The organism is Salinisphaera sp. RV14 (assembly GCF_052044135.1).
Lineage (GTDB): Bacteria > Pseudomonadota > Gammaproteobacteria > Nevskiales > Salinisphaeraceae > Salinisphaera.
In genome coordinates, this window is record NZ_JBQDYF010000003.1 from 156,824 (window position 1) to 180,797 (window position 23,974).

26 protein-coding genes and 2 tRNA genes are annotated in these 23,974 nt (G+C 61.4%); 17 read left to right on the top strand and 11 right to left on the bottom strand.

All coding sequences use genetic code 11. From position 1 onward, the window contains the following. The first annotated feature begins 26 nt into the window (after window positions 1-26). From pgsA to ACS8Y6_RS05180, 3 genes are all read left to right on the top strand, one after another. A complete protein-coding gene (pgsA, locus tag ACS8Y6_RS05170; protein ID WP_440848379.1) occupies window positions 27-581 on the top strand; it encodes a CDP-diacylglycerol--glycerol-3-phosphate 3-phosphatidyltransferase in 555 nt (184 codons plus the stop codon). A 93-nt stretch (window positions 582-674) separates the two neighbouring features. Further along, window positions 675-749, top strand: a tRNA-Gly gene (locus ACS8Y6_RS05175). A 77-nt stretch (window positions 750-826) separates the two neighbouring features. Beyond that, window positions 827-900, top strand: a tRNA-Cys gene (locus ACS8Y6_RS05180). A gap of 194 nt (window positions 901-1,094) precedes the next feature. Here the strand turns inward: ACS8Y6_RS05180 and ACS8Y6_RS05185 are convergent. Beyond that, window positions 1,095-1,994 carry a DMT family transporter gene (locus ACS8Y6_RS05185; RefSeq protein WP_440855106.1) on the bottom strand — a complete coding sequence of 300 codons (900 nt, stop codon included), beginning with the start codon at window positions 1,992-1,994 and terminating at the stop codon, window positions 1,095-1,097. A gap of 130 nt (window positions 1,995-2,124) precedes the next feature. On the opposite strand from ACS8Y6_RS05185, the gene ACS8Y6_RS05190 reads away from it, so the two are divergent. The 3 genes from ACS8Y6_RS05190 to ACS8Y6_RS05200 all read left to right on the top strand — a co-directional run bounded on the left by ACS8Y6_RS05190 (window position 2,125) and on the right by ACS8Y6_RS05200 (window position 4,264). Continuing rightward, window positions 2,125-3,057, top strand: a complete 933-nt coding sequence (locus ACS8Y6_RS05190) for a LysR substrate-binding domain-containing protein (protein ID WP_440850501.1) — start codon at window positions 2,125-2,127, stop codon at window positions 3,055-3,057. Between the two features lie 239 nt (window positions 3,058-3,296). Next, complete coding sequence (locus ACS8Y6_RS05195; protein WP_440855107.1) at window positions 3,297-3,737, top strand: SGNH/GDSL hydrolase family protein; 441 nt, start codon at window positions 3,297-3,299, stop codon at window positions 3,735-3,737. A 5-nt stretch (window positions 3,738-3,742) separates the two neighbouring features. Then, complete coding sequence (locus ACS8Y6_RS05200; protein ID WP_440855108.1) at window positions 3,743-4,264, top strand: GNAT family N-acetyltransferase; 522 nt, start codon at window positions 3,743-3,745, stop codon at window positions 4,262-4,264. Between the two features lie 32 nt (window positions 4,265-4,296). On the opposite strand, the gene ACS8Y6_RS05205 is transcribed toward ACS8Y6_RS05200, so the two are convergent. Next, complete coding sequence (locus tag ACS8Y6_RS05205; RefSeq protein ID WP_440855109.1) at window positions 4,297-5,238, bottom strand: GlxA family transcriptional regulator; 942 nt, start codon at window positions 5,236-5,238, stop codon at window positions 4,297-4,299. Window positions 5,239-5,319: 81 nt separating this feature from the next. Here ACS8Y6_RS05205 and ACS8Y6_RS05210 point away from each other — a divergent pair, with 81 nt between their 5' ends. Together ACS8Y6_RS05210 and ACS8Y6_RS05215 are read left to right on the top strand one after the other, a co-directional pair. Next, window positions 5,320-6,027 (top strand): DJ-1/PfpI family protein, encoded by a 708-nt coding sequence (locus ACS8Y6_RS05210; RefSeq protein WP_440850505.1) that lies wholly within the window; start codon window positions 5,320-5,322, stop codon window positions 6,025-6,027. Between the two features lie 584 nt (window positions 6,028-6,611). Further along, a complete protein-coding gene (locus ACS8Y6_RS05215) occupies window positions 6,612-7,211 on the top strand; it encodes a hypothetical protein (RefSeq protein ID WP_440850506.1) in 600 nt (199 codons plus the stop codon). A 25-nt stretch (window positions 7,212-7,236) separates the two neighbouring features. Here the strand turns inward: ACS8Y6_RS05215 and ACS8Y6_RS05220 are convergent, their stop codons facing one another. Together ACS8Y6_RS05220 and ACS8Y6_RS05225 are read right to left on the bottom strand one after the other, a co-directional pair. Continuing rightward, window positions 7,237-7,773, bottom strand: coding sequence for a methyltransferase (locus ACS8Y6_RS05220; RefSeq protein ID WP_440850507.1), 537 nt, complete (start codon window positions 7,771-7,773; stop codon window positions 7,237-7,239). Further along, window positions 7,770-9,455 (bottom strand): aminotransferase class III-fold pyridoxal phosphate-dependent enzyme, encoded by a 1,686-nt coding sequence (locus ACS8Y6_RS05225; protein ID WP_440855178.1) that lies wholly within the window; start codon window positions 9,453-9,455, stop codon window positions 7,770-7,772. Before ACS8Y6_RS05225 ends, ACS8Y6_RS05220 begins: the two co-directional genes overlap by 4 nt. Before the next feature lie 71 nt (window positions 9,456-9,526). On the opposite strand from ACS8Y6_RS05225, the gene asd reads away from it, so the two are divergent. Continuing rightward, window positions 9,527-10,393 carry an archaetidylserine decarboxylase gene (gene asd / locus ACS8Y6_RS05230; protein ID WP_440850508.1) on the top strand — a complete coding sequence of 289 codons (867 nt, stop codon included), beginning with the start codon at window positions 9,527-9,529 and terminating at the stop codon, window positions 10,391-10,393. Between the two features lie 2 nt (window positions 10,394-10,395). On the opposite strand, the gene ACS8Y6_RS05235 is transcribed toward asd, so the two are convergent. Continuing rightward, window positions 10,396-10,899 carry a hypothetical protein gene (locus tag ACS8Y6_RS05235; protein WP_440855110.1) on the bottom strand — a complete coding sequence of 168 codons (504 nt, stop codon included), beginning with the start codon at window positions 10,897-10,899 and terminating at the stop codon, window positions 10,396-10,398. 42 nt (window positions 10,900-10,941) lie between these two features. On the opposite strand from ACS8Y6_RS05235, the gene ACS8Y6_RS05240 reads away from it, so the two are divergent. Continuing rightward, a complete protein-coding gene (locus tag ACS8Y6_RS05240) occupies window positions 10,942-11,220 on the top strand; it encodes a type II toxin-antitoxin system RelE/ParE family toxin (RefSeq protein WP_440850509.1) in 279 nt (92 codons plus the stop codon). Between the two features lie 9 nt (window positions 11,221-11,229). Then, window positions 11,230-11,550, top strand: coding sequence for a HigA family addiction module antitoxin (locus tag ACS8Y6_RS05245; protein ID WP_440850510.1), 321 nt, complete (start codon window positions 11,230-11,232; stop codon window positions 11,548-11,550). A gap of 91 nt (window positions 11,551-11,641) precedes the next feature. On the opposite strand, the gene ACS8Y6_RS05250 is transcribed toward ACS8Y6_RS05245, so the two are convergent. After that, on the bottom strand, window positions 11,642-11,797 hold the full coding sequence (locus ACS8Y6_RS05250) for a hypothetical protein (protein ID WP_440855111.1): 156 nt from the start codon (window positions 11,795-11,797) through the stop codon (window positions 11,642-11,644). 380 nt (window positions 11,798-12,177) lie between these two features. Next, the gene (locus tag ACS8Y6_RS05255; RefSeq protein ID WP_440855112.1) at window positions 12,178-13,380 is read right to left on the bottom strand and encodes an MFS transporter; all 1,203 of its coding nucleotides are present in this window, start codon (window positions 13,378-13,380) and stop codon (window positions 12,178-12,180) included. A 75-nt stretch (window positions 13,381-13,455) separates the two neighbouring features. Here ACS8Y6_RS05255 and ACS8Y6_RS05260 point away from each other — a divergent pair, with 75 nt between their 5' ends. From ACS8Y6_RS05260 to ACS8Y6_RS05270, 3 genes are all read left to right on the top strand, one after another. Continuing rightward, window positions 13,456-13,947, top strand: a complete 492-nt coding sequence (locus ACS8Y6_RS05260) for a MarR family winged helix-turn-helix transcriptional regulator (RefSeq protein ID WP_440850513.1) — start codon at window positions 13,456-13,458, stop codon at window positions 13,945-13,947. Window positions 13,948-14,346: 399 nt separating this feature from the next. Beyond that, a complete protein-coding gene (locus ACS8Y6_RS05265) occupies window positions 14,347-15,537 on the top strand; it encodes an MFS transporter (protein ID WP_440855113.1) in 1,191 nt (396 codons plus the stop codon). Further along, entirely contained in the window at window positions 15,512-16,531 is a 1,020-nt protein-coding gene (locus ACS8Y6_RS05270) for a helix-turn-helix domain-containing protein (protein ID WP_440855114.1), read from the top strand. Before ACS8Y6_RS05265 ends, ACS8Y6_RS05270 begins: the two co-directional genes overlap by 26 nt. Before the next feature lie 94 nt (window positions 16,532-16,625). On the opposite strand, the gene ACS8Y6_RS05275 is transcribed toward ACS8Y6_RS05270, so the two are convergent. After that, window positions 16,626-17,534, bottom strand: coding sequence for a LysR substrate-binding domain-containing protein (locus tag ACS8Y6_RS05275; RefSeq protein WP_440855115.1), 909 nt, complete (start codon window positions 17,532-17,534; stop codon window positions 16,626-16,628). A gap of 87 nt (window positions 17,535-17,621) precedes the next feature. Here ACS8Y6_RS05275 and ACS8Y6_RS05280 point away from each other — a divergent pair, with 87 nt between their 5' ends. Further along, on the top strand, window positions 17,622-18,539 hold the full coding sequence (locus ACS8Y6_RS05280) for a DMT family transporter (RefSeq protein WP_440855116.1): 918 nt from the start codon (window positions 17,622-17,624) through the stop codon (window positions 18,537-18,539). Between the two features lie 41 nt (window positions 18,540-18,580). On the opposite strand, the gene solA is transcribed toward ACS8Y6_RS05280, so the two are convergent. Both solA and ACS8Y6_RS05290 read right to left on the bottom strand, forming a co-directional pair. Beyond that, a complete protein-coding gene (gene solA / locus ACS8Y6_RS05285; RefSeq protein WP_440850518.1) occupies window positions 18,581-19,708 on the bottom strand; it encodes an N-methyl-L-tryptophan oxidase in 1,128 nt (375 codons plus the stop codon). A 105-nt stretch (window positions 19,709-19,813) separates the two neighbouring features. Further along, window positions 19,814-21,103, bottom strand: a complete 1,290-nt coding sequence (locus ACS8Y6_RS05290; RefSeq protein ID WP_440855117.1) for an MFS transporter — start codon at window positions 21,101-21,103, stop codon at window positions 19,814-19,816. Window positions 21,104-21,342: 239 nt separating this feature from the next. On the opposite strand from ACS8Y6_RS05290, the gene ACS8Y6_RS05295 reads away from it, so the two are divergent. Continuing rightward, window positions 21,343-22,755, top strand: coding sequence for a PLP-dependent aminotransferase family protein (locus tag ACS8Y6_RS05295; protein ID WP_440850520.1), 1,413 nt, complete (start codon window positions 21,343-21,345; stop codon window positions 22,753-22,755). Between the two features lie 111 nt (window positions 22,756-22,866). On the opposite strand, the gene ACS8Y6_RS05300 is transcribed toward ACS8Y6_RS05295, so the two are convergent. After that, on the bottom strand, window positions 22,867-23,832 hold the full coding sequence (locus ACS8Y6_RS05300) for a DMT family transporter (RefSeq protein WP_440855179.1): 966 nt from the start codon (window positions 23,830-23,832) through the stop codon (window positions 22,867-22,869). Here ACS8Y6_RS05300 and ACS8Y6_RS05305 point away from each other — a divergent pair. Next, entirely contained in the window at window positions 23,768-23,929 is a 162-nt protein-coding gene (locus tag ACS8Y6_RS05305) for a hypothetical protein (RefSeq protein ID WP_440855186.1), read from the top strand. The genes ACS8Y6_RS05300 and ACS8Y6_RS05305 overlap by 65 nt on opposite strands. Window positions 23,930-23,974: the final 45 nt, after the last annotated feature.

Consider the following 23,974-nt stretch of genomic DNA (forward strand, 5'->3'; position numbering starts at 1 on the left):
GTGCGACCACAACGCGAGGAGAGACGTTGAACCTGCCCATCTGGCTCACCCTGTTCCGGCTCATACTCATTCCCTTCGTGCTTGGGTTGTTATTCGTTCCGCTCCCGGGTTTCAACGTGGTGGCGGCCGTGCTGTTCGGCATCGCGCTGGCCACGGACTGGCTCGATGGCCATCTCGCGCGGCGTTGGAATCAGACCTCGGCGTTCGGCGCCTTTCTCGACCCGGTCGCGGACAAGCTCATTGTCTGCGCCGTACTGGTCATGCTTGTGTATCGCGATCCGCACTGGTTTGTCGCCTTGCCGGCCAGCATTATCGTCGGCCGCGAATTGACCGTATCGGCGCTGCGCGAATGGATGGCCGAACTCGGCCAGCGCGGCGTGGTTTCGGTCGGTTCGCTCGGGAAATACAAGACCGCCGTGCAGATGCTCGCGATCTTCCTCATGCTCTACGATCTCTACCACCAGCAGGCGATCTATACCGGCGGTGTGGTGCTGCTTGTCATATCGGCGGCGCTGACGTTGTGGTCGATGGTGATCTACCTGCGCCAGGCCTGGCCGACGCTGAGCATCGAGCGGGGCTGACGCACGCGATCCGCCGGGGCCGGCAAATTTCGGAATCGATTGGAATCAATCGTTGACACCTTGTTTCGCTGCCCTATAATACGCGCTCACACGGCGGGAATAGCTCAGTGGTAGAGCACAACCTTGCCAAGGTTGGGGTCGCGAGTTCGAATCTCGTTTCCCGCTCCAGACAGCCGAAACCTCGGCCGAACCGGCCGGGGTTTTTCTTTGTCGAGGCCTGGTTTATTCTCGGGCTTCGCACTTGGGGCCAGGTGGCAGAGTGGTGATGCAGCGGCCTGCAAAGCCGCGTACCTCGGTTCGATTCCGGGCCTGGCCTCCATCCAAATCTTCCAGTGCGTTCCAGGGAAGTCTTTAAAAGCCCGTTTATACGGGCTTTTTTGTGCTCATCGTTTTTGTCCGACCACTCTCGTCCATTGAAATCCCGGTACTTTGGGGTAGATAACCCCCCACACGGCACAGACGCTTCAAATGAAGACGCCACCGTCTTGGGCGGTGGCGTCTTCACATCGTCTATCAGCCGTTGACGCGGGGCGACTTGCCGGGTGCGGGCCGGTTAATCAGGATGAGGCCGGCGACGACCAGCAGCATGCCGATCAATGCGGGCACGGACAGTCGGTCGCCGAACAACAGGAAGTCCCACAGTACGGTGGCAGGCGGAACGCAGAAGAACAGGCTGGTGACCCGTGTAACCTCGCCCCGCTGAATCATGAAGTAAAGCAGCAGTGTCGCACCGACCGACACGACCAACGACATCCAGCCCAGCGTCAGCGTGAACACCGGCGTCCAGTGAACGGATTGCCCCGGCAGCCACAGCGCAATCACCACCAGCACCACCGCACTTACTGAATACTGCACGGCCATGTCGCACAGAATGGGTCTCGACGCACTGTTGAACTTTTGCATGAGCGTGCCGGCGGTAATACCCAGTAGTGCCAACAGGCCCCACACAAGGCCTGCTATCGGCACCTGATGCGCGAGCGCGCCAACACCGACCACCAGGATCAGGCCGCTGAGACCGAGCACCAAGCCTAACCATTGGCGTGCGTGTGTTTGCCGAAAACGAACCAGGCCGGTCAGCAGCGGCTGGGTTCCGAGAATGATCGCCATCATGCCAGGGGTCAGTCGATACGCCAGTGCCAGAAAGAAACAGGATTGATAGACCACCTGCATCAACAGGCCGGTTGCGACGGTGATGGCCAACCCCGACCGCGAATACGGCCATTTCGGCCGCACCCACAGGATAATCAACCACACGGCCAATGCGGCGATGGGCATCCGCAGCGCCAGAAACGCCAAGGCGGTCGTATCCTGCAAACCCAGCTTGACCACGATGGCGCCGGCGCTCCAGATGAGCACAAAGACATAGGGGATGGCGTTCACGCCGCGCGGGCGGCCATGATCATGAACCGACATGACTCTGTTCTCGGATCGCAGTGGGTACAGGCATGCGGCAGCATAGGAGTGGATCGATCGATCATTCCAACTATTTATACTGGGCTCATTCATAACCAATGCTTATGTATTAGCCGCGACGGTAGCCGCCATGAAACAGCCAGTCGATCCCGAGTTGTTGAGAACATTTATGTGCGTCGCCGATACGGGCACGTTTACCGCCGCGGCTCGGCAGGTTCACCGCAGTCAAGCCGCAGTCAGCTTGCAGATGCGCAAACTTCAGGAGGACATGGGTGCGCGCTTGTTCGAAAAGTCCGGTCGATGTAAACGACTCACCGCCGACGGTGAAAAACTACGGGTTCATGCGCACCGTATCCTGCGCGCCTACGAAGCGGCGGCCGCTGCCTTCGACCGGGAGCCGCTGAGCGGTCATATCCGTTTTGCCGCACCGGATGATTTCGCGGCCACGCTCTTGCCCGACCTGCTGGCGCGTTTCTCGAAGACGCATCCCGAAGTCGGCGTCGAGTTGTACTGCAATACCTCCGCCAATATCTTGCGCCGCATCGAGGCCGGCAGTCTGGACATGGCATTGATTACCAGCGGGCCCGGCGACGACTTCGGCCGCGTCATTCAACGCGGCGCGCTTGTCTGGATCGGGTCGCCGGAAACCGCTGTCTACGATCACGACCCGTTGCCCCTGGCGCTGTTTCCCGAAGGCTGCCGCTTTCGTAAAGACGCATTGCACGCGTTGGAACAAGCCGGCATTCGCTATCGTCTGGCCTACACCTGTGTCAGCCTTTCAGCGGTGACCGCGGCCGTCGGTGCCGGCCTTGCGGTCAGTGTACTTCCCCATCGCTGCCTGCCCGACTTATCGGCCCGCGTGGTCGAGTTGACTGCGGCGCGGCATCTGCCGGCATTGCCCGATTACGAACTGTCGGTCTGGCGCAATGGCGCCAGTGGCAATACCGCGCTGCTTGACCACTTGGAAAACTACTTACGGCAGGGCTCGCTCACTACCACGGCACACTCGGCGCGTACGCTCGAGCCCTTTCGCTCCGGACCGACGCCCGTTTCGGATGGTTGATGGATTGCAAGAGCGCACTGAGCTTACGAAGTCCGCAAGATCGGTAACTGATTTCAGGTCGACCCCACTGGGTATATCGTCAAACTGACCACGGCTTGGTCCTGACAAAAAATGGCGGGGCGTAGGCGTGCCTGCATCGGACGAACTCAAAATGGCGCGATGAACTCAGACGGTTGATTCGCTGAGACTGCGGTTCTTGTTTTCTCCCGGGGCCTGCCGGCGACCGAAATGGCCAAGGTGTGCCGGGCGCCGAAGTGGTCGTCGTGGCCTTGGCCCAGCGCCTGTTTGTCTTGGTTTTCGTCGGCGTCGACGATGTCGCTGCACGCACGTCGTCGAGGCAGTGGGCCGACAATCTGCTGAAAATTGTTTCGTTACTCAAAACGAAGTTTCAAGCCCGCCACATTTTGCTGGCCAGCGTGCCGCCGATGCATCAATCCCCGGCGCTGCCACAGCCCTTGCGCTGGTGGCTGGGCGCACGCGCGAAAAGACTCAATCGAATCATGCAAAATATTGCGCAGGATAACGCGGCGTGTCGTTTTGTTCCGGTGATCTTTCCCGCCGAAAAAGTTCATTTCGCAGTCGATGGCTTCCATCCGGGCGCGGCGGCGTATACGTTATGGGCAGATCGCATCGCTAGAATTATCCAATCCGAGCTGGAAGCCGTCGCTACCTCTTTTTAATTGCTATGAAGCGTCTTGTTAAAACAACCTACCTGGAGATGCGTGAACCCGGGCAGTTGCGATCCGCAAAATCCGGCTACGACCGGTTTCAATTAATCCAGAGCGAAATAGCGTCGCCCGAGTTTAATCGTTTCCTGTACGCTGGCGTCGGCGCTGAATGGTTCTGGACTTCACGGCTCTCATGGACGGATACAGACTGGCTTGCCCACCTGAATCGTCCTGAAACCGAGATATGGGTCGCCCATGTCTCGGGTACGCTGGCGGGCTATTTCGAACTTGAATTTCAGAACGACAAACGTGTTGAAGTCGTATATTTCGGGCTTCTGCCCACCTTTATTGGCAAGGGTATCGGGGGCGCGTTTCTGACCACAGCCATTTCCCGGGCCTGGGATATGGGCGCGGAGCGCGTATGGGTGCACACCTGCACACTGGATCACCCCAAAGCGCTACAGAACTACCAGGATCGCGGATTCAAGATATTTCATACCGAAGAAGCGATGGAAGAGATCCCCGAAGCGTTTTCATAGCTCAGAACAAGTGTCCAGCCGGGTAGACGAAATTAACGGCTGGCGCGCCGTAGCGCCTGTGGTGGATGGCCGAGACGTCGGATGAAGGCTCGCCGCATCCGTTCGGGGTTGGCGAAGCCAACGGCGCGGGCGATTTGTGCCACGGATAGTCCGCCGTCGTCGAGCAGTCGTCGTGCTTCTTCCACCCGAAGACGCTCGACCGCTCGCGCAGGTGTCAGGCCGGTTTCGGCCTTGAACCGTCGCGTGAGTTGTCGCGCGCTGAGCGCGGCTGCCGAGGCCAGGCATTCGATCGACAGATCGGCTTGCAGATGGGCATGTGCATATTCCAGCGCGACACGAACACGATCCGACGCCGGTTGCAGCGCTTGCAAGGCCGAAAACTGCGACTGGCCGCCCGAGCGTCGATGATAGACCACCAATTCGCCGGCGATCGCTCGCGAGAGTTGCGGGCCGAAATCAGATTCCATCAGCGCCAGGGCCAGATCGATGCCGGCCGTGATTCCGGCAGATGACCAGAATCGGTCGTCCTGAATAAAGATACGCTCGCCGTCGACAAGAATCCTTGGAAACCGGCTTTGTAGCTCGCCCGCGTGGCGCCAGTGTGTGGTCGCCTTGCGGCCGTCGAGCAGGCCGGTTGCGGCGAGCACAAAGGCGCCGGTGCAAACGCTGGCGGTCCGGCGCGCTGTGGTGCCGGCGTATCGCACGGCGGCTACGCTGTCGACACAGGCGGAAGCGGCCCGAGAACCGCGGCCACCGACCACGATGAATGTATCAACGGGTTGGCGGTTCCAGCGAGTCGTGTCCGTGACCAGGCCCGACGAGCTGCGAATCAGACCACCGGTCATGGATAACATCTGGATGTCGGCGCTGTAGGCGCGACCGAAATAGCCGGCACTATCGAACACCGACAATGGGCCGGTGAGATCGAGGATATGGAAATCCGGAAATACGAAGAAGCCGACGCGGTAAGTCATGGCTGAAAAAGAGGGAAGGATGACATTCGCGACATCCGCGAAATCGCTATCCTGAATCAACCACCCCAATCAGACCAGCCCATGACAAGCGCCGCTCCCACGACGCATATCGTGTTCCCACTGTATCCGGGCGTAACCCATCTGGATTTTTGCGGCCCGCATCAGGTCTTTGCGCGCCTGCCCGGCGTTCATCTCAGCGTAGCCTCGGAAGGCGGCCGGGATATCGAGGCGGAAGGGCTGGTATTCACAGGTCTGGAAGACCTTGCGACGATTACGCACTGCAATGTGCTGTGCGTGCCGGGTGGATTCGGCTGCGTGGAGGCGATGGCGCGTCCCGGATTCATGGCCGCGATCCGGCGCCTGGCCGGTTTGGCCGACTACGTGACATCGGTATGCACCGGCTCATTGATTCTGGCGGCCGCCGGTCTGTTAGAGGGGCGGCATGCGGCTTGTCACTGGGCATGGCGGCATATGCTGACCGAGTTCGCCGCGATCCCCGACGAGGGCCGCGTCGTCAATGACGGTAATATCTGGACCGGTGGCGGGGTAACGGCCGGCATCGACTTCGCACTCGCGCTGGTCGCCCGGATCGCCGGCGTGGGCGTGGCGCAGACCATCCAGCTCGCGCTCGAATACGCGCCCGCGCCGCCATTCGATTCGGGCCGCCCCGATCTGGCACCGGAAACGGTCGTCAATGGATATCGTGAAAAGCTGGCTGATGTGCTGCGCGATCGCGAAGCCGCCATTCGTCGCATCGCTGCTGGTCGCGCTAACCGAGCATCGCAATGATCGCTTGGGGCGTGTATTGCGGGCTCAGATGGCTCGGTTTAAGCCGACGATCCGGCGAATGCTTGTTCACGGCAGCGATCGCCGATACCAGCGGCGAGCCTCGGGTCGATACAGAACCGACAAGTGCCCGCCGTCGTTGAGGCGGCCGATGACGTGCGTATCGTCTGAGTTCCCGTTTGGTCCACATCCCGAAAACCCGCGCTCGCGGGTTTTTGTGCCCGGTGCCCGGGATTTTGCGTGATCATGCGCAGGTGCCGCGCAGTCTGCGGGTTCGCCGGGCATGCGGCGCCCCGGTATCGAGGCCAGCGGCGCCCGTTCGTCGGAACCTGTGCCTGTGCTGCAAGATCAAAACAACACTGTTACATAGTCGCAAAGATTGTGTGTCAGCATTCGGTAGCGTGCAGTCCGGATGTCGCTTTCACGCTCGTGCGCATCGTGGCGAAACTCGTTTCGGCTGGATTCATTACGCCATTGCCGACGCCCCGACACGAGGCGTAATCGAACGCGTCGAGCGTCTGGCGCGATCCGCTTTGCTCTGCACAGGGGCAATCTGAGGTTCCATCTTTAATTCGGAAACAAGATCAATGACGAAATTCCTCACTGAGCTAAAACAACAGCGATGGGATGATCACCGTTACTATCATCACAGCCGGATCAACCAGTCACTGCATCTGTTCAGCGCCTGCTGTTTCCTCATGACCTACTTCCTGGTGTTCAGGTCCCCCGTGTCGGCTGCAATAACGGGCTGGTTTCTGGCGATGATTTCCCGGCAGATCGGACACTTCTTCTTCGAACCGAAAGGCTACGACGACGAGAACGAAGCGACCCACGAATACAAGGAATCCATAAAGGTCGGCTACAACCTGCGGCGCAAGATCGTGCTGCTGAGTGTCTGGGCACTTTCGCCGATCGTATTGATCCTCAAGCCAAACCTGTTCGGACTCCTGTCGCCGCATACCGACATCTATCAATTCATGCATAACGTCGCGGTGACCTGGATCTGCATCGGTATCGGGGCCGTGCTGTTTCGCATGGTGCAACTGTTCATGCAAGCCAGCATCGTGACCGGGTTGGCCTGGGCAACCAAGATCATCACCGATCCGCTGCACGACCTGAAGCTTTACTGGAAAGCGCCGCTCTATGTGCTGCGTGGCGATCTCTATGATCCCATGATCGCCAGGTAATGATGCACAGGCGCCGCCGGTGGGGTCATTGCTCGAAGTGGGCGCCCAGCACGTAGTAAAGCGTTTCCAGCAGGGGCAGCACAAACCAGTCGGGGTGGGGGAACCGCATGATCAGGAAGAGCCCCCAGATCGCCAGAACGGCACCGACGTACTGCGGATGGGGAACCAGTGAAAACGGAAAGTCTTCCCGCCAGGGCACGTCGTAGCCCAGCTTGTTGCCGTAGAACACGCCCGTTTTGCCGAGCACGGCGAAGACGCTGAAGTTCAGCACCATCCCCGCGACGATCATGGCGGCGCCAATGAGCCACGGGGCGAGGGTCGCCGTGGGGATCGGGAGGCCATCGGCGAACCAGGCGCACCAGAACAAAAAGACGCCGATCTGCAGCACTTTGAAGCCCCGGAACAAGACCTGGACGACATCAATGGGCGCGCCCAGGGCAGCGGGCAATCGATGGCGGCAGATCTGCTGGAACCTTTCCGGATGACGCCAGACCAGGAAATACGTGACGCGCTCGGCGCTCAAAAGGACTGCGCAGAGCAGGAAAACGAGGGTTGTAGTCATATCTGCTGTTGTCTCTTGGTTCGGGCGCCACCAGCGGAGCCCAGCTTCGCTTGAAGCATTTCCCGGAGGATGCGGCGCTGTATCCGTTGATTGGTAAGGGATGGATCGTGCCACCACCAACCGCCTTCGCTCATTTGCCGGGCCGCGGACACAAAGCGGTCCACGACGGCCGTGAACTCGTCTTCCGTGTAGTTCAGACTGAAGATGAACCGGCCGGTGCCGATCCATGGCAGGGTCAGCCCCTCGGCGATCAAGTAGAACTGCAGCATCCAGTTGTAGCGCGATGGCTGCGTGTACAGGACGGTGAAAATGGACGAGAAATGGGCCACGCGAAGCGGCAGGTGCTCGGCCTCGAGACGCTGGTTGAACAGGCGAGCGCGGCGTTGCCAGATTTCGTCTGCATTGGCATAGATCGCCTGTATATCCGCGCCCGCACTGCGCCGGAGAAACTCGTTCATCGTCGCCATGACATAGGGGTGGGAATTGAAAGTGCCGCGGGCAAAGCAGATATCGACCGGGCGGTCATCGCGGAACCGCTTCATCAGGTGGGCACGGCCGCACACCACGCCCACCGGCAGCCCGCCGCCAAGCGTCTTGCCATAGGTAACGAGGTCGGCTTGAACACCAAAATATTCCTGCGCACCGCGATAGGCGATACGGAAACCCACGAAGACCTCGTCGAGAATCAAGACGATACCGCGCTCGGTGCACACCTGGCGCAGCTCGCGCAGCCACCGTCCGTAAGCCGCCACGTCGGGGTTTGCAGACCGCGCGCTGTTAATCAGCGAACCGTCGCCCGGGGCGTTGGCGTTCGGATGCAACACCTGCAGCGGGTTGACCAGAACACAGGCAATGTCGCGCCGCTGGCGGAGCACCCGCAGCGTTTGTTCGTCCATGTCCCGGAGGGTGTAGACGTCGCCGGTCTTGTGCGGGTTGCCGATGCCGGGCTGAACGCCATCCCACCAGCCATGATAAGCACCGCAGAAGCGCACCAGGTGGCTGCGCCCGGTGTGGTAAAGCGCCAGTCGTACCGCCTGCATGACGGCTTCGGTGCCCGACATGTGGAACGAAACCTCATCCAGCCCGGAGATTTCCGTGAGACGCCGGACGTTGTCCTCGACAACCGGGTGATAGGGGCCAAGCACCGGCCCCAGATCGTCGACCCGCTCGGCCCCGGCTGCAATGCAGGCCTTGTAAAAGTCGTAGCCGAGGACGTTGACGCCGTACGCGCCGGTCAGATCCAGGGACTCGTTGCCGTCGAGATCAGTCAGGGTGACGCCCGCGGAGGCGCTGACGAACGCGCCGACGCTGAGGTGTTCCCGCACGTGGCCGGCATACTGGAAAGGCACCCGGTAGCGACGCACGAACTGCATGTCCGAGACCATCCCGGCGACGCGTTCGCCGGCGGCGATCGACACCGGACTGCGCTCACGCAGGCGGCAGGCGAGTGCCTCGAACGCCTGGCGGCGCTGCCGGCCCACGTCCGCCGGGGCGTCGTCGCTCCGATAGAACGCCTCACCCGTGTAGGCATAGCTTGGCACCTGGCGTGCGAAACGACGGGCGATTCGCCCGTGACCGACAAGCGATGGATGCTTGGCCCGGGACAGCAACAGCCGCGAGTACCCGGCCCGGGCGGCAGCGACCAGGGCCGCGATTACGATAACAATGCCTATGACGAGCATAGTCGACGACATATCAACTCCGATGGGCCGGCAGTGCGGGCTGGCCGGCGATCTTTAGTGGAGAGCGCCCCATGCTGAATGTTGCGCGCGCCCGAGCGGCGCTGAATTTCTGGATCACCAACCGCATGATTCCGCGCCGATTGCTGAGTCGGGCATTCGGAGGGTTCAGCCGCATCGAGCACCCGCTGGTCGCCCGGTTGTCGATCGCCGCCTGGCGTCTGTTCAGTCGTGAACTGGATCTGTCCGAGGCCAGGAAAACCTCGTTCGCCAGCCTGCACGATTGCTTCACGCGCGAACTTCGGGATGGCGCAAGGCCGGTCGATATGCGGGCGTCAGTCATCACCAGCCCCTGTGACGGGGTCGTGGTGGCGTGCGGGCCGATCAGGGACAACATGCTGTTTCAGGCCAAAGGTATTGATTACGACCTCCACGAGCTGCTCGACAACGAATCCTGGGGCGGGCTGTACCGCAATGGTCGCTACGCCACCTTGCGCCTGACGGCCGCCATGTATCACCGTTTTCATGCTCCGTATGACTGCAGCATCCGGCAGGTCCGACACATCGCCGGCGATCTCTGGAACGTCAACCCCCCGACATTCGAGCGCGTGCCCCTTCTGTATTGCCGGAACGAACGTGTGGTCATGCCGCTTCAGCTGGAATCGCTGAATACGACCGTGACACTGGTCGCCGTCGGCGCGGTGCTTGTAGGCAGCATACGGCTGGACTTTATAGATTCGGGGTTAAATGCTCGTGACATCGGGCCGGCCACGATCGCGTGCGAGGCGTCCGTCGCCAAGGGCGATCAGCTCGGCCATTTTCAACACGGCTCGACCATCATCGTCCTCGCCCCGGAACACTGCCGTCTGCACGAGACGATCCGCTGCGGGCAAGTCGTTCGCATGGGACAACCGCTGATGCAGGCCGGCACGTCGGCGTGAGATCAGGCCCCGGCCAGGCGGCTCGTGTGCCGAAACGAAAATTCATCGCCTTGTTTCGGCGTTTTTCGCCCCATGCGCGGTTGCGGCCATTTGCCGTATCCGCTGAGACGGCTCACCGGGTGGTCGGCTGTGACGATCAATGACGTCGGAAACAGTCTGCCGATGCCCGGCAACAAAAGAGCCAGGACGGCTAACGACTTCGGCGCGATAACCGGGCAGAGCAAGCCGCAGCCGATCAGTCCCCGCTTGCCGCAGCACATCGCGCGGGCCAGCCAGCGACGCCTCGCCGACTGCGGCTGGGCCGAACAATACGATTCTTTCGGTAAATTACGGCAGCACGATGCCAGGGAGGGCATTTGGTCGTCGCTCGGGGCATCGAACTGGCGGGCCGGGCGCGTGCCTGGGTCGTGCGACGCCATTGCATCCGGCGGCGGAATTTTCGGTAGCAGGTGGTGCTCAGGGCGAGCACGAATAAGCCATGAACCATCATTGCGGAGACGCTCCATACTCACATTGTAACCCAAGCCGTTACGGGTTACGATCAATAGGTGATCAAGAGCTTCAAGCACAAAGGTCTCAAGAAGTTCTTCGAAACGGGCAGCAAGGCAGGGATTCAGGCGCAACACGCCAATCGATTGCGCCTGGTTTTGGGCCTTCTGGATGCGGCTACCAAGGTTGGGGAGATGGATGTGCCCAGTTTGCGGCTGCACTCGCTTTCCGGTGACCGGGCCGATATGTGGGCGGTGAGCGTTTCGGGTAACTGGCGTATCACGTTTCGCTTTGAAGGCGAGAATGTCTATATCGTCAATTACGAGGACTATCACTGAGGTATGGCTATGCGTATGCACAATCCCCCGCACCCCGGCGAGGTGCTCAAGGGGCTTTATTTCGCGCCGATGGCACTCAGCGTCACGGCTGGCGCAGCCGCGTTGGGCGTGAGCCGCAAGACGTTGTCCGCCATTCTCAATGGCCGGGCGGGTATCAGTTCGGAGATGGCGTTGCGGCTGGCGCAAGCGTTTGATACCACGCCGGAAATTTGGATCAATATGCAGGCCAAGCGCGATTTGTGGGAGGCCGAGCAGGCGCACCCGGATTTGAAGGTGCAGCGCCTGGTGACGCGTGGCAAGGACGGCACGTCGCCGCGCCCGATGACGTAGCGGTTTGATGGATAGAATGCGTCGTACGCGCTTGGCAACTGGGCGCTGAGTTAAGAAAAAAGCTAAGCCCGGCGCCTGAGCGCGAAAGCATTCACGTCGGTCGGGCGGAGGGGCCGAGCATGGCGCGGCGGTCCTCATCAACGGGCTGCAATGTGAGTTGGCAGTCGATCCGGCTGGCGGTGCTGTCGGGGGAGAACTCGGATTTATCCTCATTTAAGTTGGTGACGCCGAACACGCCGTGGTTCACGCGGTGCCGTCGACCAGCGGCCGGGCGAGGCCTTTGTCGGGGAGGTTGCGCGGCGCGTCGATGTAGTGCGGGCCGCTGCTAAGCTGGGGCAGTAGGGGGCCGGAGTGGATGGTCTGGTCACGCCCGTGCCGAGCGACTGGCGGGTTAGGCGCGCGCCGCCGGCAGAGCGACCGGGCCAGGTTTTGCCCCGTATATTCACGTCGAACCGAATGCGATTCCATCGAGCGCAAAGTGGTCGCTCCCGTAAATTTTGCGAGATGCTAATCGACCGGTGAGATTGCCCGCACCGGGCGGATATCGGCTCGTTGATTTATGGAATCCCCGGGAGCCGTTCCAATGGCGTTGAAATGCCCAGCCGAACCCACATAGGCCACGGTACGTCAGAGGCTGTTTTTGCAAAGGCGCCAGTCCGTCTTAGACAAGGAATACTGTGGCGACAGACGCGGCACCATCAATATCTGAATGGCGATCCCGGCGAGCATGACGAGCCAGGCCATTGTCAAGTCATGCAACTGCTCCCGCAATATTCCGCTCACGAACGGCATGATGCTGGCGACAATATAGCCGCCACCTTGCACGAACCCCATCAACGCCCCGGCCTGACCGGCTTCCTGCAGGTGGTCGGCTGTGACGATCAATGACATCGGAAACAGTCCGCCGATGCCGATGCCCAGCAACAAAAGCGCCGGGATGGCTAACGGCTTTGGCGCGATAAGCAGGCAGAGCAAGCCACAGCCGATTAGGACCAGGATCAATAGCAGTATCGGGCGACGGTCTGTGAATCGGTCGACGACCGATGACAGCCCGACGGCCGCGATCACCTGAGTCAGTGTCAAGCCGCCGAGCAACAGCCCGCTACTGGTCCCGGACCATCCGCGTTGAACGTAAAACGGGGGCAGCCAGGCCAGAACGAGCGTATAAGCAGATGTGCCGATCCCGAAAAATACGAGAAGGTACCAGGCGCGGGCCGAGCCCAAGGGTAGTGCGTGGCCGCTGCTACCCTCGATTCTTTTCCGGCCGGTTGTGGCCGCAGACCAGATGACAAATGCGATTACGGCGAAAATGGACCATATGGACAAGGTTCCAGGCCATCCTATGACACGCGATAGCGGAGCCGACGCCGACGAAGAAATCATCGCACCGGCCATGATGCCAGTGGTGTACAAGGCCATCAGCTGGCCTGCCCTGTCTGCGTGGTCGCGTTTTATCAGGCCGGGCAGCACAGCCTGTATAACGGCGATGCCGACACCGCCCAGAGCGGCAGTCACGATCAGCCCCGACTCGTCATAGAACACCACACGTGTCAGCGACGCGACCCCAACGGCGATCAGACCGTATAGGACGGTTTTTTCGACCCCGAGCATCCGTTGGAGCAGACCGCCGAACAGTGCAAATATCCCCATCGCGAGCACGGGCAGGGTGGTCAGTAGCCCGGCAACGGTATCGCTCACGCTGGTATCGGACTGTATCGGTCCGAGGATTGGGCCTATGGCTGCCATGATAGGCCGCAGATTCAATCCAACAATAAGAACGGCCGCCGCGAACAGGGTGTAATGCTGACGTCGAATCGTGGCGTTGGCCATAACGTCTCTCCGATTTAATATACGGGATAACTCTCGTAACAAAGAATCTTAATGTCAAGACAAAATGCCGACCCAATGGCACGAGCTGACCTCGCGTTTTCTCAGTGGAAGAAAGAACGCCCGGATCTGGATGCTTTCCCGATGATGCTGTTCGGGCGCCTGTTAGAGGCTGCGGAATTGCTGGATAAGACGCACCTATCGCCGCTTTACAAGAAGTACAACCTGCAACGCGGCGAATTCGATGTACTGGCCACGCTCAGGCGATCCGGCGAGCCTTATGCCCTATCGCCAACCGCGCTATATCGGATGATGATGATTTCGTCAGGTGGGGTGACCAATCGCGTGGACCGGCTTGAGAAGGCGGGTCTGGTCCGCCGCCGCCGTAGTCCGACAGATCGAAGAAGTGTCCAGGTTGAGCTGACAGCCGAAGGGTTGACCAGAGTTGACGCGATGCTGACCGAGCACGTGGAGAGACAACGGGAATTGATCGCTCATCTCTCCAGCGAGCAAAAGGTGGAGCTGGACAGTTTGCTCGCCAGCCTGATCAGGGTTCTGTCCAACGAGTGATAAATGCCAGCACTCGGTGTTCTTCGCTGAGTGGTCTCTGGTACGGGAAATTGGGTGGGTCGTTCGAGCCGCATACTGCAAAGACCCGATCCCAAGGACATGGGTGCCAAGTGCAGTACGGCCGGAAACGTGTCGGTAATCTTTTCGCGCGCGCCGCGACGTAGCGAAATCGTGTCGACTGGCGACAGTCAGGCTTTGGTCTAGCGCCGGAACGCCGCATGACGCGACAAAGCGCCGAAATCATGGGGTGACTTTGTGCTACAGGATCCGCGCACAGCTCATGGACAAGATCCAGGACAGCAAGCCGGCGCAACAGATCAGCAATTAGGGGCGTGCCGACAGGGTTCCCGGCCGGAATACTGTGATGCAACGCCACACGCATCACTCAACAGGAAATCCATGCGCGATGTCGCCCATAGCGTTTCGGCCGGCCAACTGCTCAAGAACACCACGGTGTTGCTGCTCGCCGTCACCGTCATCGGCGCCAACGCATTTCTGCTGAGCCCGATCCTCAAGACGGTCGGCGACAGTATCCACTCGAATGCACCGATGACCGCCTGGGCGGTGTCGGCCTATGGTGGGGCGACGGCTCTTTCCGGCTTGTTTCTGACTGCGGTCCTGCAGCCGCGCGGCTATCGTTTCACGCTGTTCGTGGGTGGCGCGCTGTTGGCAGCCGGGGTGGCTGTAACCGGTCTCGCGGGCTCGCTCGGCTTTCTCGTCGCCGGGCAGGCGCTGGCCGGCCTCGGCGCCGGTGTCATGCTGCCCGCCGCGTACGGCGCGACTTCGGTGATCGCGCCGGAGGGGCGCGAGTCGCGGGTCATGGGCTGGGTGATCGCCGGATGGTCGATTTCGCTGGTTCTGGCGGTCCCGACCTCGGCAATGATCGCGCACTACGTCAGCTGGCGGTACGCATACCTCGTCATCACGTTGCTCGCGCTCATCTCGGTTGCGGGCGTGGCGACACTGCCGGCGGACCCGTCGAACGATAGTCCGAGGCGATCGGGTATCACACAAGCCCTGCGTGTTGCGTGGGCGCCGTCGACGTTGCTGGTGTCGTTTTTGTACATGTGTGCGTTCTACGGGGTCTATACATTTCTGGGAGACTACACGCAGCGGGTGTTGAACCAGTCCACCATCGGGGCCGGTTTCGTCGTACTCGGCTATGGCCTCGGGTTTGGTCTCGCCAGTGTGGTGGGGGGCGTGATCGACCGATACTCACCCCGCACGCTGGCAGGCCCGCTTTTGCTTATCCTCTGCGCGGTCTATCTTGTCGGCGTGGCCGCCTCGGGCTGCCTTGCGACGCTGGTCTTGTGGGCGATCGTCTGGGGCGTTTTCAACCAGCTCGGGCTGAATTGCCTCGTGACAGTGCTGACGCATCTCAGTTCGGAACACGCACTTCGGTTGCTGGGGTTGTACAGCGTGGCCGCCTATGGCGGCGCCATGATCGCGGCCCTCGTGTTCGGCTCGCTTTACCAATGGGCGGGCTTCGGGGCGATACTCGTCCTGGCAAGTGCCCTGTGCATGACGGCTGCGCTGATCGCTGTAAAACTTCGGGGGCGTCAGCATGCAGAACGCGGCTGCGGGGTCTAGTGCTGCTTGGCCGTCGAGGCCGGGCATGGCAAATTGGCCGGATAACGACTCTGTTCGGAGGGAATGGATGTCGGAAAATATGCCGCCTGTTGTCGGCCCCCGCGAATACCAGGCATCGGTTGACGGTCAGGTCACCGTGTCGAGCGAAAAGCTCGATATCGAAGGCGCTTATGTCGCGTGGCACACCCAGCGTCACAAGACATCGGAATGCCTACGGCCGCCCACGGCGGCGCATCAGTTCGTACTTTATTGCTCGGACGAGGAAAAGGGCGAATATCGCTATAACGACCGAGCATGGCAGCCCTATGCCAAGCGACGTCACCAGTGGTTCATCGCGCCCGCGTTCGAGAACCGGATCATGTGGCGCTGGCGCCAGACCGAGTCGCCGGGGCTGGTGTGCCGCTTCCATCTGTCACCGCATCTGCTCGAGCAGGCGGCATCACTGCATTTAGATAGGGCCGTTCATCGCGTTCGGCTCGAACACCGCATGAATATTGAAGATGCGCTGCTCACCGAGGTTGCATTCGAGCTGCGGGACGAACTGCAACAGATCGGCGATCGGGCGCGCTCGAGCCGATATAGTCGTGCCCTGATCAATACCTTCGCCTACCGTGTGATCAAGGCTTACGCCGATTCCGCTGGGATCGACAGCCTGCCGGCCGGCAGTCGTCTCACGGATAGTCGAAAGGCCAGACTCGAAGCCTTCATTGATCGCCACCTGGATCAACCGCTCACGATCGACGATCTGTGCCGTGAGGTATGGCTGAGCAAATATCATTTCTGCCGATTGTTCAAGGCGACGTACGGCGAAACGCCGCGCAAGTTTGTACAACGCCGACGTATCGACGAGGCATGCCGACTGCTTCGGGAAACGGAACGCCCGGTCACGGACATCGCACTGACGACGGGATGGTCTGGCAACAGCGGGTTCAGTCGTTGTTTCAAGTCTCATACCGGGGTGACACCGAGCGAGTACCGGCGCGGCCTATTGTAATCCGGCGGTGCATGGCGAGGTGCGGGCAGAGGATGCACGTCGATTTTAGGATCTTCGGCTATCGGTCAAAATCGGGTGTTTGCCTGACGCGGGTTCACGCGATTTTATCGATTTGATGCCAAATCCCGTTGAGCCCGATGTCTTGCACTCGTTCCTTGACGATTTTCACCGCCGTATCGGCCCCTGATATCGGCGGGATTTCGACCAGGCGGGCCAGGCAATCGGGTAGCGTGGGTAGCCCTTCGGACGCACCGAGCTCCCGCATGCCCGTGGTCAGCCGGCGCTGGTCGAGCACACTGATAGCCAGTCCGCTCGCCACCGCCGATTCGATCGCAGCGACACTGCCGCTGGCGAAAACCGTTTCCCAAGAGCGCCCGGCCGCATCCAGTGCCGCCAAACCAAGCCCCCGGTAAGGGCAATCTTCCGGATGAAGGGCCAGCGGCAGGGTTTCGCCGTAGGGGGTGGATCGAGGCGCCGCGCCGGCCCAGACCGGGCGGGTCTTCCAAAGCGGTATGCCGGTGGATGCGGCATCGCCCTCGCGGCCGATAACAATCGCCAACTCCAATGCGCCCTGTGCGACCGCGCGCTCGAGTTCGCCACTGGTCGCGGTACGCACATGCAGGCGTATCGCTGGATACGACGACCGAAGCGCCGGCAGCAGGCGATTCAGCAACGCTGGCGCATATTCTTCCGGACAACCGAGACGAACGAGCCCGGAGGCCGACCGATTCAACAGACGATCGAGCAAGGCGTCATGCGCGCTGACCAGAGCGGCGGACTCCGCCTGCAGCTGTGCGCCTTCCGGGGTGAGCTGCACGCCCGTCTTCGACCGTATGAGTAGTTGCCGGCCGAGCTGTGCCTCCAGGCGCTTGATTTGCTGGCTGACCGCGCCGAGCGTGAAATGCCGCTGTTCAGCAACGGCTCGCAGCGTGCCCAGAGCGCTCGCCATATGGAATGTGCGTAGCAGCTCGATATCGAGCGATCGGTGTTTGGTGTTTAACAAAACTAAATACAGACTATTTAATATATAGATTTAATTATCTGCCGAGCTGCCCGACCCTTGCAATGAATATTCGAGAACAAGCGGGTCATGCGCTCGATCGTTTTATCTATATTCGTGAGCTTGGGACTGGTGGTGTGCTGGAGTTCCGGGTTTATTGGCACGCAGATGGCAGCCGATGCCAGCATGCCGGCGCCCACGATCTTTTTCTGGCGTTTTCTTCTGGCAGCGGGCTTGTGCTTGCTGGCATGCGTCATTCGAAACCTTATGGGTGGGCGCGGTACGACAACAACGCGTCGAGCGATCGCTCGGGAGCTGGCCGCGGGAAGTTTCAGTGTCGGCGGTTATCTTCTCGGCGTCGTTTTTGCCATAGATCTGGGGGTGGGTGCCGGCATTACGGCGTTAATCACGGCGCTCCAGCCGCTACTCGCTGCACTGGTGATGGGCGTGCTGGTCGGCGAACGGGTCGGCCTACTCGGCTGGTTGGGCGCGCTGCTCGCAGCCGCCGGGGTTTCGATTTGTGTCGTCGGCAATATCCATGGCCTCGGTCATGCGCCATTATGGGCTTACGCCTTGCCTTGTCTTTCGGCGGCGAGCCTGACGGTTGGCAGCATGCTGTCAACCTATCGGCCGGCCGACCTCGACTTGATTCAACGCTTGATGTGGCAGTTGCTCGCCGCGGCGGCTATGTTCGGCGTAGCCAGTACACTGGAAAACGGTTATCTGCCTCAGCCGTCGCAATTATTAGAGGCCGAAACATGGCGGGCGATCTTGTTTTTGGTCGTGCTGTCGAGTTTCGGCGGATACGGATTTTTTATTGCGTGTCTGCGGTTGCAGGGCGTGACGCCGACATCGGTGCTGTTTTATCTCACGCCGCCGGCCACGATGATCTGGGCGAAGCTGCAGCTCGGCGACTGCATATCGGTTTCGGAGATCGCAGGCGGTTCAATCGCCGCTGTCGGCGTGCTGCTCGCCCTGCGTGTGTTGATGCAAGTACGGCGAACGTAGGCCGGTTCTCGATGATGATGATGGTTGACGAGGCGTCGCGATCAGAATCGCCCGAGATTGAAGGGCTGAAACGATGCCGGCGGCGCGTGGCTGCACATCCAGTCGCCCAATCGATCACCGATGGCGGGTGCGAATTTAAATCCGTGCCCTGAAAAACCGGCGGCGATGAACAAGCCGTCGATCGGCTCGTCGATGATGAAATGCTCGTCCGGCGTTCGCAGGTATTCGCACACGGCGCCCCGCTGTAATTCGCCGACGCCTGGCATATGTCGATCTATCAAGCGACGAAGATCGGTGAGGTCGGATGGGTGACTGCCGAAATCGCCTGGCGTTGTCTCGTCTTCGATGTGTTGCCCCCTGTCATGTCGTCCGATCTTCACGCCGTGCCCGTCGATCGCCGGAAAACCGTAGTAATCGCCGGCAGATCCACAGTAGCTGAAGCCCGGCCAGCGGGCGGCGTCGTATTCGGGGGTATGATCAAACCAGCCAAAGACCTTGCGAACGCGCTGGATGGGAAGCTCGATGCCCAACGGTCGCAATAGGGCGCGGTTGGCGCGACCGGCCGCGACGAGAATTTGCCCTGCTTGCCACTGATCGCCCGCGAGTGACCGCAGAACAAAACGCTCGTGTCGTCTCGAAATCGACGTGATCGGTGTGTTGTCGATGGCCGCAACGTTTGCCGAGCTGGCGATCACCGAACGCCAGTACCGGAACAACGGTTCGGTTAATACGACGCCGCCCTGCGGCTCGAAACAGCCGCGAAACGAGGCGTTCAGGGACCAGCCGGGCCAGCGCTGCGTGATGTCCGCGTGATTCAACGGCTCGGTGCGGAGATCGAAGGATCGCGCGCTGGTTTCAACCTCGGCCAGAAAGGGCGAGTCGTATGCGCCGATATTGAGTATGCCGGTGGGAAGGAATACCGGGGCGTCCGCCGCTTGATTGAGTCGCTCCCAGCCACGAAGTGCTTCCTGGGCGAGTGGCACGTAGGCGCGCCCCTCGCCATAGGCGACCCGCACAAGTCTGGAATGCCCGTGATGGCTGGCTTCGGTGTGTGGTGGGCGAGCCGCGTCGAACACGCGAACCCGTCGCGTCGTGCGACTCGACAGGGCCGTGGCCGTTGCAAGCCCCATCGTCCCGCCGCCGATGATGGCAATGTCGGTATCAAGCACCTTGTTGATCCTGTCGTTCAGTGTTTTAACGTATCGGACTGGGACAAGGTGACGCGGTCCGACCTGGCAAGGCAATGGATTCACGCAGGCGCCCGCGCTTCGCAGTCAACGTTGGCTGTCCGGGCGCCCGGACAGTGCGCCCGGGATGCGGGCGGTCGCACTCTGCTTGGCGCGTGGAAACGTCTCTCTAATCCAGAATGTCGCGACGAAGCCGGCAAGGCTCACCAGGGCGGGTAGCCACAGTGCAGCGCGAAGGTCTGCTGGCGTGGCCGCGCTGCCGGCCGACCAGGACAGCGCCCAGCCATAGCCCATCTCGATGACCGCGGTGGTCAGGAAGACGCCCATGTTCACCAGGGCGAGCGAGACCCCAACGACGTGCTCGGGCACGCTTTCCTTGACTGCGGCGAAAGACACCACGACCTGCGCACTCGACAGTCCCAGCGCCAGGAAACAGGCAAGACCAAGTGCCCCGCTGGACCACGTCGCGAACAGCAATCCGGCCCAGGCCAGTGAACCGAGTAGCGATGCCGATAACACGAATGCCTTGCGTGTCTGCAGCCCGTCGGAAAAGTGCCCCACGAGTAGCGAGCCCAGACCGTAAGGCACAAGCGCCGCGGTGAGGACCCAGGAGGCGGCATCGCCGGACATGCCAAAGCCGTCGCCAAGCAGGCGCGTTCCCCAGAGCCCGGCGAACGCATAGAACGTGCCGTTGGTTCCCGAGATCGCGAGCAATATCAGCCAGAGCTGCGGCGAGCGCACGGCGTCGTGCCAGGCCGTCATGCGCGCCAGATCGTCGCCACCGGGCGGTGCCTGCGTGGCGCCGTGAATGTCTTGCGCGCCAGGCGGGGAACGCCACAGTCGGCTGATCAGTACGCCGACGGCCAGCGTGAGGGCCCCGAGACCGATGAATATCGGGCGCCAGTCTAGTGTTTTCAGCAACAGATGTGCGGGCGCTTCGGCCGTAATCGAACCGAGTGCGGCGACAAGCAACGTACAACCGGTGATCTGGCCGAATCGCCGCCGGTCGAACCAGATGGCGTTGTTTTTCATCATGGCGACGAAAACCAGCGACATGCCGAATCCGACGAGACCGGGGCCGGCAAGCGCGATCGGGTAACTTGTCGCCAGGCCCAGCGTGAGCGCCCCGGCGCCGGTCAACATCGTGCCGGCCGCGGCCGGTACGCGAATACCCATGCGGTCCACGATGAGCCCCGCCGGAATTTGCATCAGCGTATAGACCCAGAAATGGGCCGCCCCCAGGCCGCCGATCTCGGCAGGCCCGAGGCCGAAGCTCCGGCCGATCGGTAGCGCGAAACTCGCGGGTGCGAATCGGTTGAAAAAGCCGATGAAAAACGCCGCCGCCAAAAGACAATAGCTGAGGGTGCGCCATGCCACGAGGTTCATGTTGCTGCCGGACCGGCGGGCACGCCACGGCGTCGTCGGGCCGTCAGCACGGATCGCGCCCATACGCGGATGATCGGCTCGTGTGACGGGTTGATCGATAACGCCAGGTGCACCATGCGGCTCCGGTGGGTACGCCAAGGCCCGATCGTCGGCCACTCCATAGCAACGGTACAGACACAGATTGGCGGTATGTATGCGGTACAGTGATCAACCGCGAACGCGAGGCCGCCATGCATCTGTACGAAACGCTGGCCGATGACCTGTCCTGGCTGATCCGTGCCGGCGTCTACCCGCCGGGGGCGCGCTTGCCTTCGGTGCGACAGATCAGCCGGCAACGCGGCGTGAGCGTTTCCACGAGCGTTCGTGCCTACCACGAGCTCGAGCGCCGTGGGGCGATCGAAGCGGCGCCGCGGTCAGGCTATTTCGTGGTGGGCCCGCGGCGATCGGCGTTGCCTTCCGTTCCCGAACACGGTGCCTCGCCCGTGCCCGTTGCCGGCGGGCATCGAATACTGCAGCTTCTCGCCGCCGCGGACGATCCGCGGACCGTGAGTTTTGGCGCGGCCACGCCGCACCCGGATTACATGCCGAGTGCGGCGATGGCGGCGGCGAGTCGAACCGTCTGGCGCCGCGCCCGTCGCCGCTGCATGAGCCAAGCCTTTCCGCCCGGCGCTATTGAATTGAGAACGGAACTGGCCAGGCGATTGGCCATGGCGGGGTGCCGACTCGATCCGGACGATCTGTTGATCACCAATGGCTGTCAGGAAGCGATGGCGATAGCGCTGAAAATGCTGTGTCGGCAGGGAGACGTCGTCGCGGTGGAAGCGCCGACCTACTACGGCTTGCTGGAGGTTCTCGAACAGCAACAGCTGCGGGCCTTGCCGATTCCGAGTGATCCGAGCCAGGGCCTCGCGCTCGACCAACTTGAGCTGGCGTTTCGCACGCGCGAAGTCCGCGCCTGTGTGGTGACTCCGGTGGCATCGAATCCGCTGGGGGTCACGTTGTCCGATGAGCGCAAGCAGGCCCTTGTCGCATTGGCCGAGCGGCATGCGGTGCCCATCGTGGAAGACGATACATATGGCGAGTTGGTCGAGACCGGTCGACGGCCCACGCCGCTCAAGGCCTGGGATCGGGCAGGACGGCTGTTCTACTGCGGCTCGGCGACCAAGACCATCTGTGCCGGTCTGCGCATCGGGTGGCTTGCGGTGCCGGGACGATACCGGCAGCAGGCCGCCATGGCGCAGTACTTGCGCACGATCTCGGTCAACACCCCGGCCCAACTCACGCTCGCGCATTACCTGGCGAACGCTCACGTCGACCGGAATATGCGAGCCGCCGCCCGAGCGTATCGGCAATGCGTGGCCCGGCTCATCGCCCGGCTCGAGCAACATTTTCCGGCGGGGACGAAGATCAGTGCGCCGCAGGGCGGTTTTCTGGTGTGGGCCGAACTCCCGGGCATGGTGGATACCGCGGCGCTGCTGGCCGAAAGCCTCCGCTGCGGCGTCAGTTTTGCCCCGGGCGCATTGTTCGCGCCAAACGCCGGATTCGAGAACTGTATGCGGTTGAACGCGGCTGTCGCATGGGATGAGAGAGCGAAATCTGCTTTGCAGACCCTCGGTGGTCTGGTCCGCGATCGTCTCGGCTGAGCCGATCATCCTGGCAATTTCATTGGTGCCGAGGACGAAGCGTTTGCCGCAGGCCAGCTTGAAGCTGCGGTTTCGCGAGCGCGGCGCGCCGCACCCGTTGCCTGGGCCGCGTTAGCGATTTGATGGGGCCGCATCGGTTCGCGGTAGGCGAGTCGTGGTTTTGACGCGGCCGGGAGCAAGAGGTTGATCCCGCGCAATTTTCGCTTTGTCCGGCCTTGCCGGCTCCGGCGTGCCAGCGGTCAGGACGATCACGCCGGCGAGCACGATCAGCCCCATGCCGAGCAGCGTCAGCCGGTCCGGGATGTCGCCAAAAAACACGAATCCCCAGAATGTCGCGAAGATCAGAAAACTATAGTCGAACGTGGCGATAACTTGTGGCCGCGGGGATTGATAGGCCCTGGCGAGACCCAGGCTGATGCCGATCATCAGACATGCAAGTACGACGATAACGCACCCGTCGCGGCCGCTCATGGGTTGCCACGCGTCGAACAGGAACGGGTAGTGGAAGCCGGCGCCGACGCCCGTTCGACTTAGGCAAAGGCTCGCCGCCAGTCCGGTCACAAGAAGGCCGAGATTGAGCCAGACGGCCAGAGCCCGCGTCGGCATGTCGCTGCACTTGGCACGGGTGATGACCGCGGCCACTGCATATAGAAAAGCGGCGCCCACCGGCACCAGGGCGAGTGGTTTGAAGCCCGATGCCGCCGGCCGGACGATCAGCAACACGCCGGCAAAACCGATCAGGATGCCGAGCCAATGCCGCGACGTGATGCGCTCCCGCAGGACGATGGCAGACAGCCCGGCGATGAACAGGGGCGATGTATACAACGCCGCCGCCACCACCGATAGCTCAAGCCATGGAATGGCCGCGTAGATGCCGAGATACATCAATACCAGCGCCAGACTGCGCAGCGCGATCCAGCCATAACGGCCCGTGTTCATGCGTCCGCGCGCCATTGCCAGAAGAATCGGTAGCACCAGCGCGGATCGCAGCACATAGATCTGCCACAGCGTCATGGCGGTACTCGACTGTTTGATCAGCGCGTCGGCCAACGCCATGCCAAAAACGGTCGTGATGATGGTCGCGACGCCGACGCGGGTTGATGACCGCGCTGCTCCGGATTTCCACATAACTGACAGGGCAAGAAAAGGGCGTGGCCAGCTTTTCAGAGCCTAATCGTGTCGTATAGTCGTTGTTGGTAGCCTGGAGAATTTGAAAAAA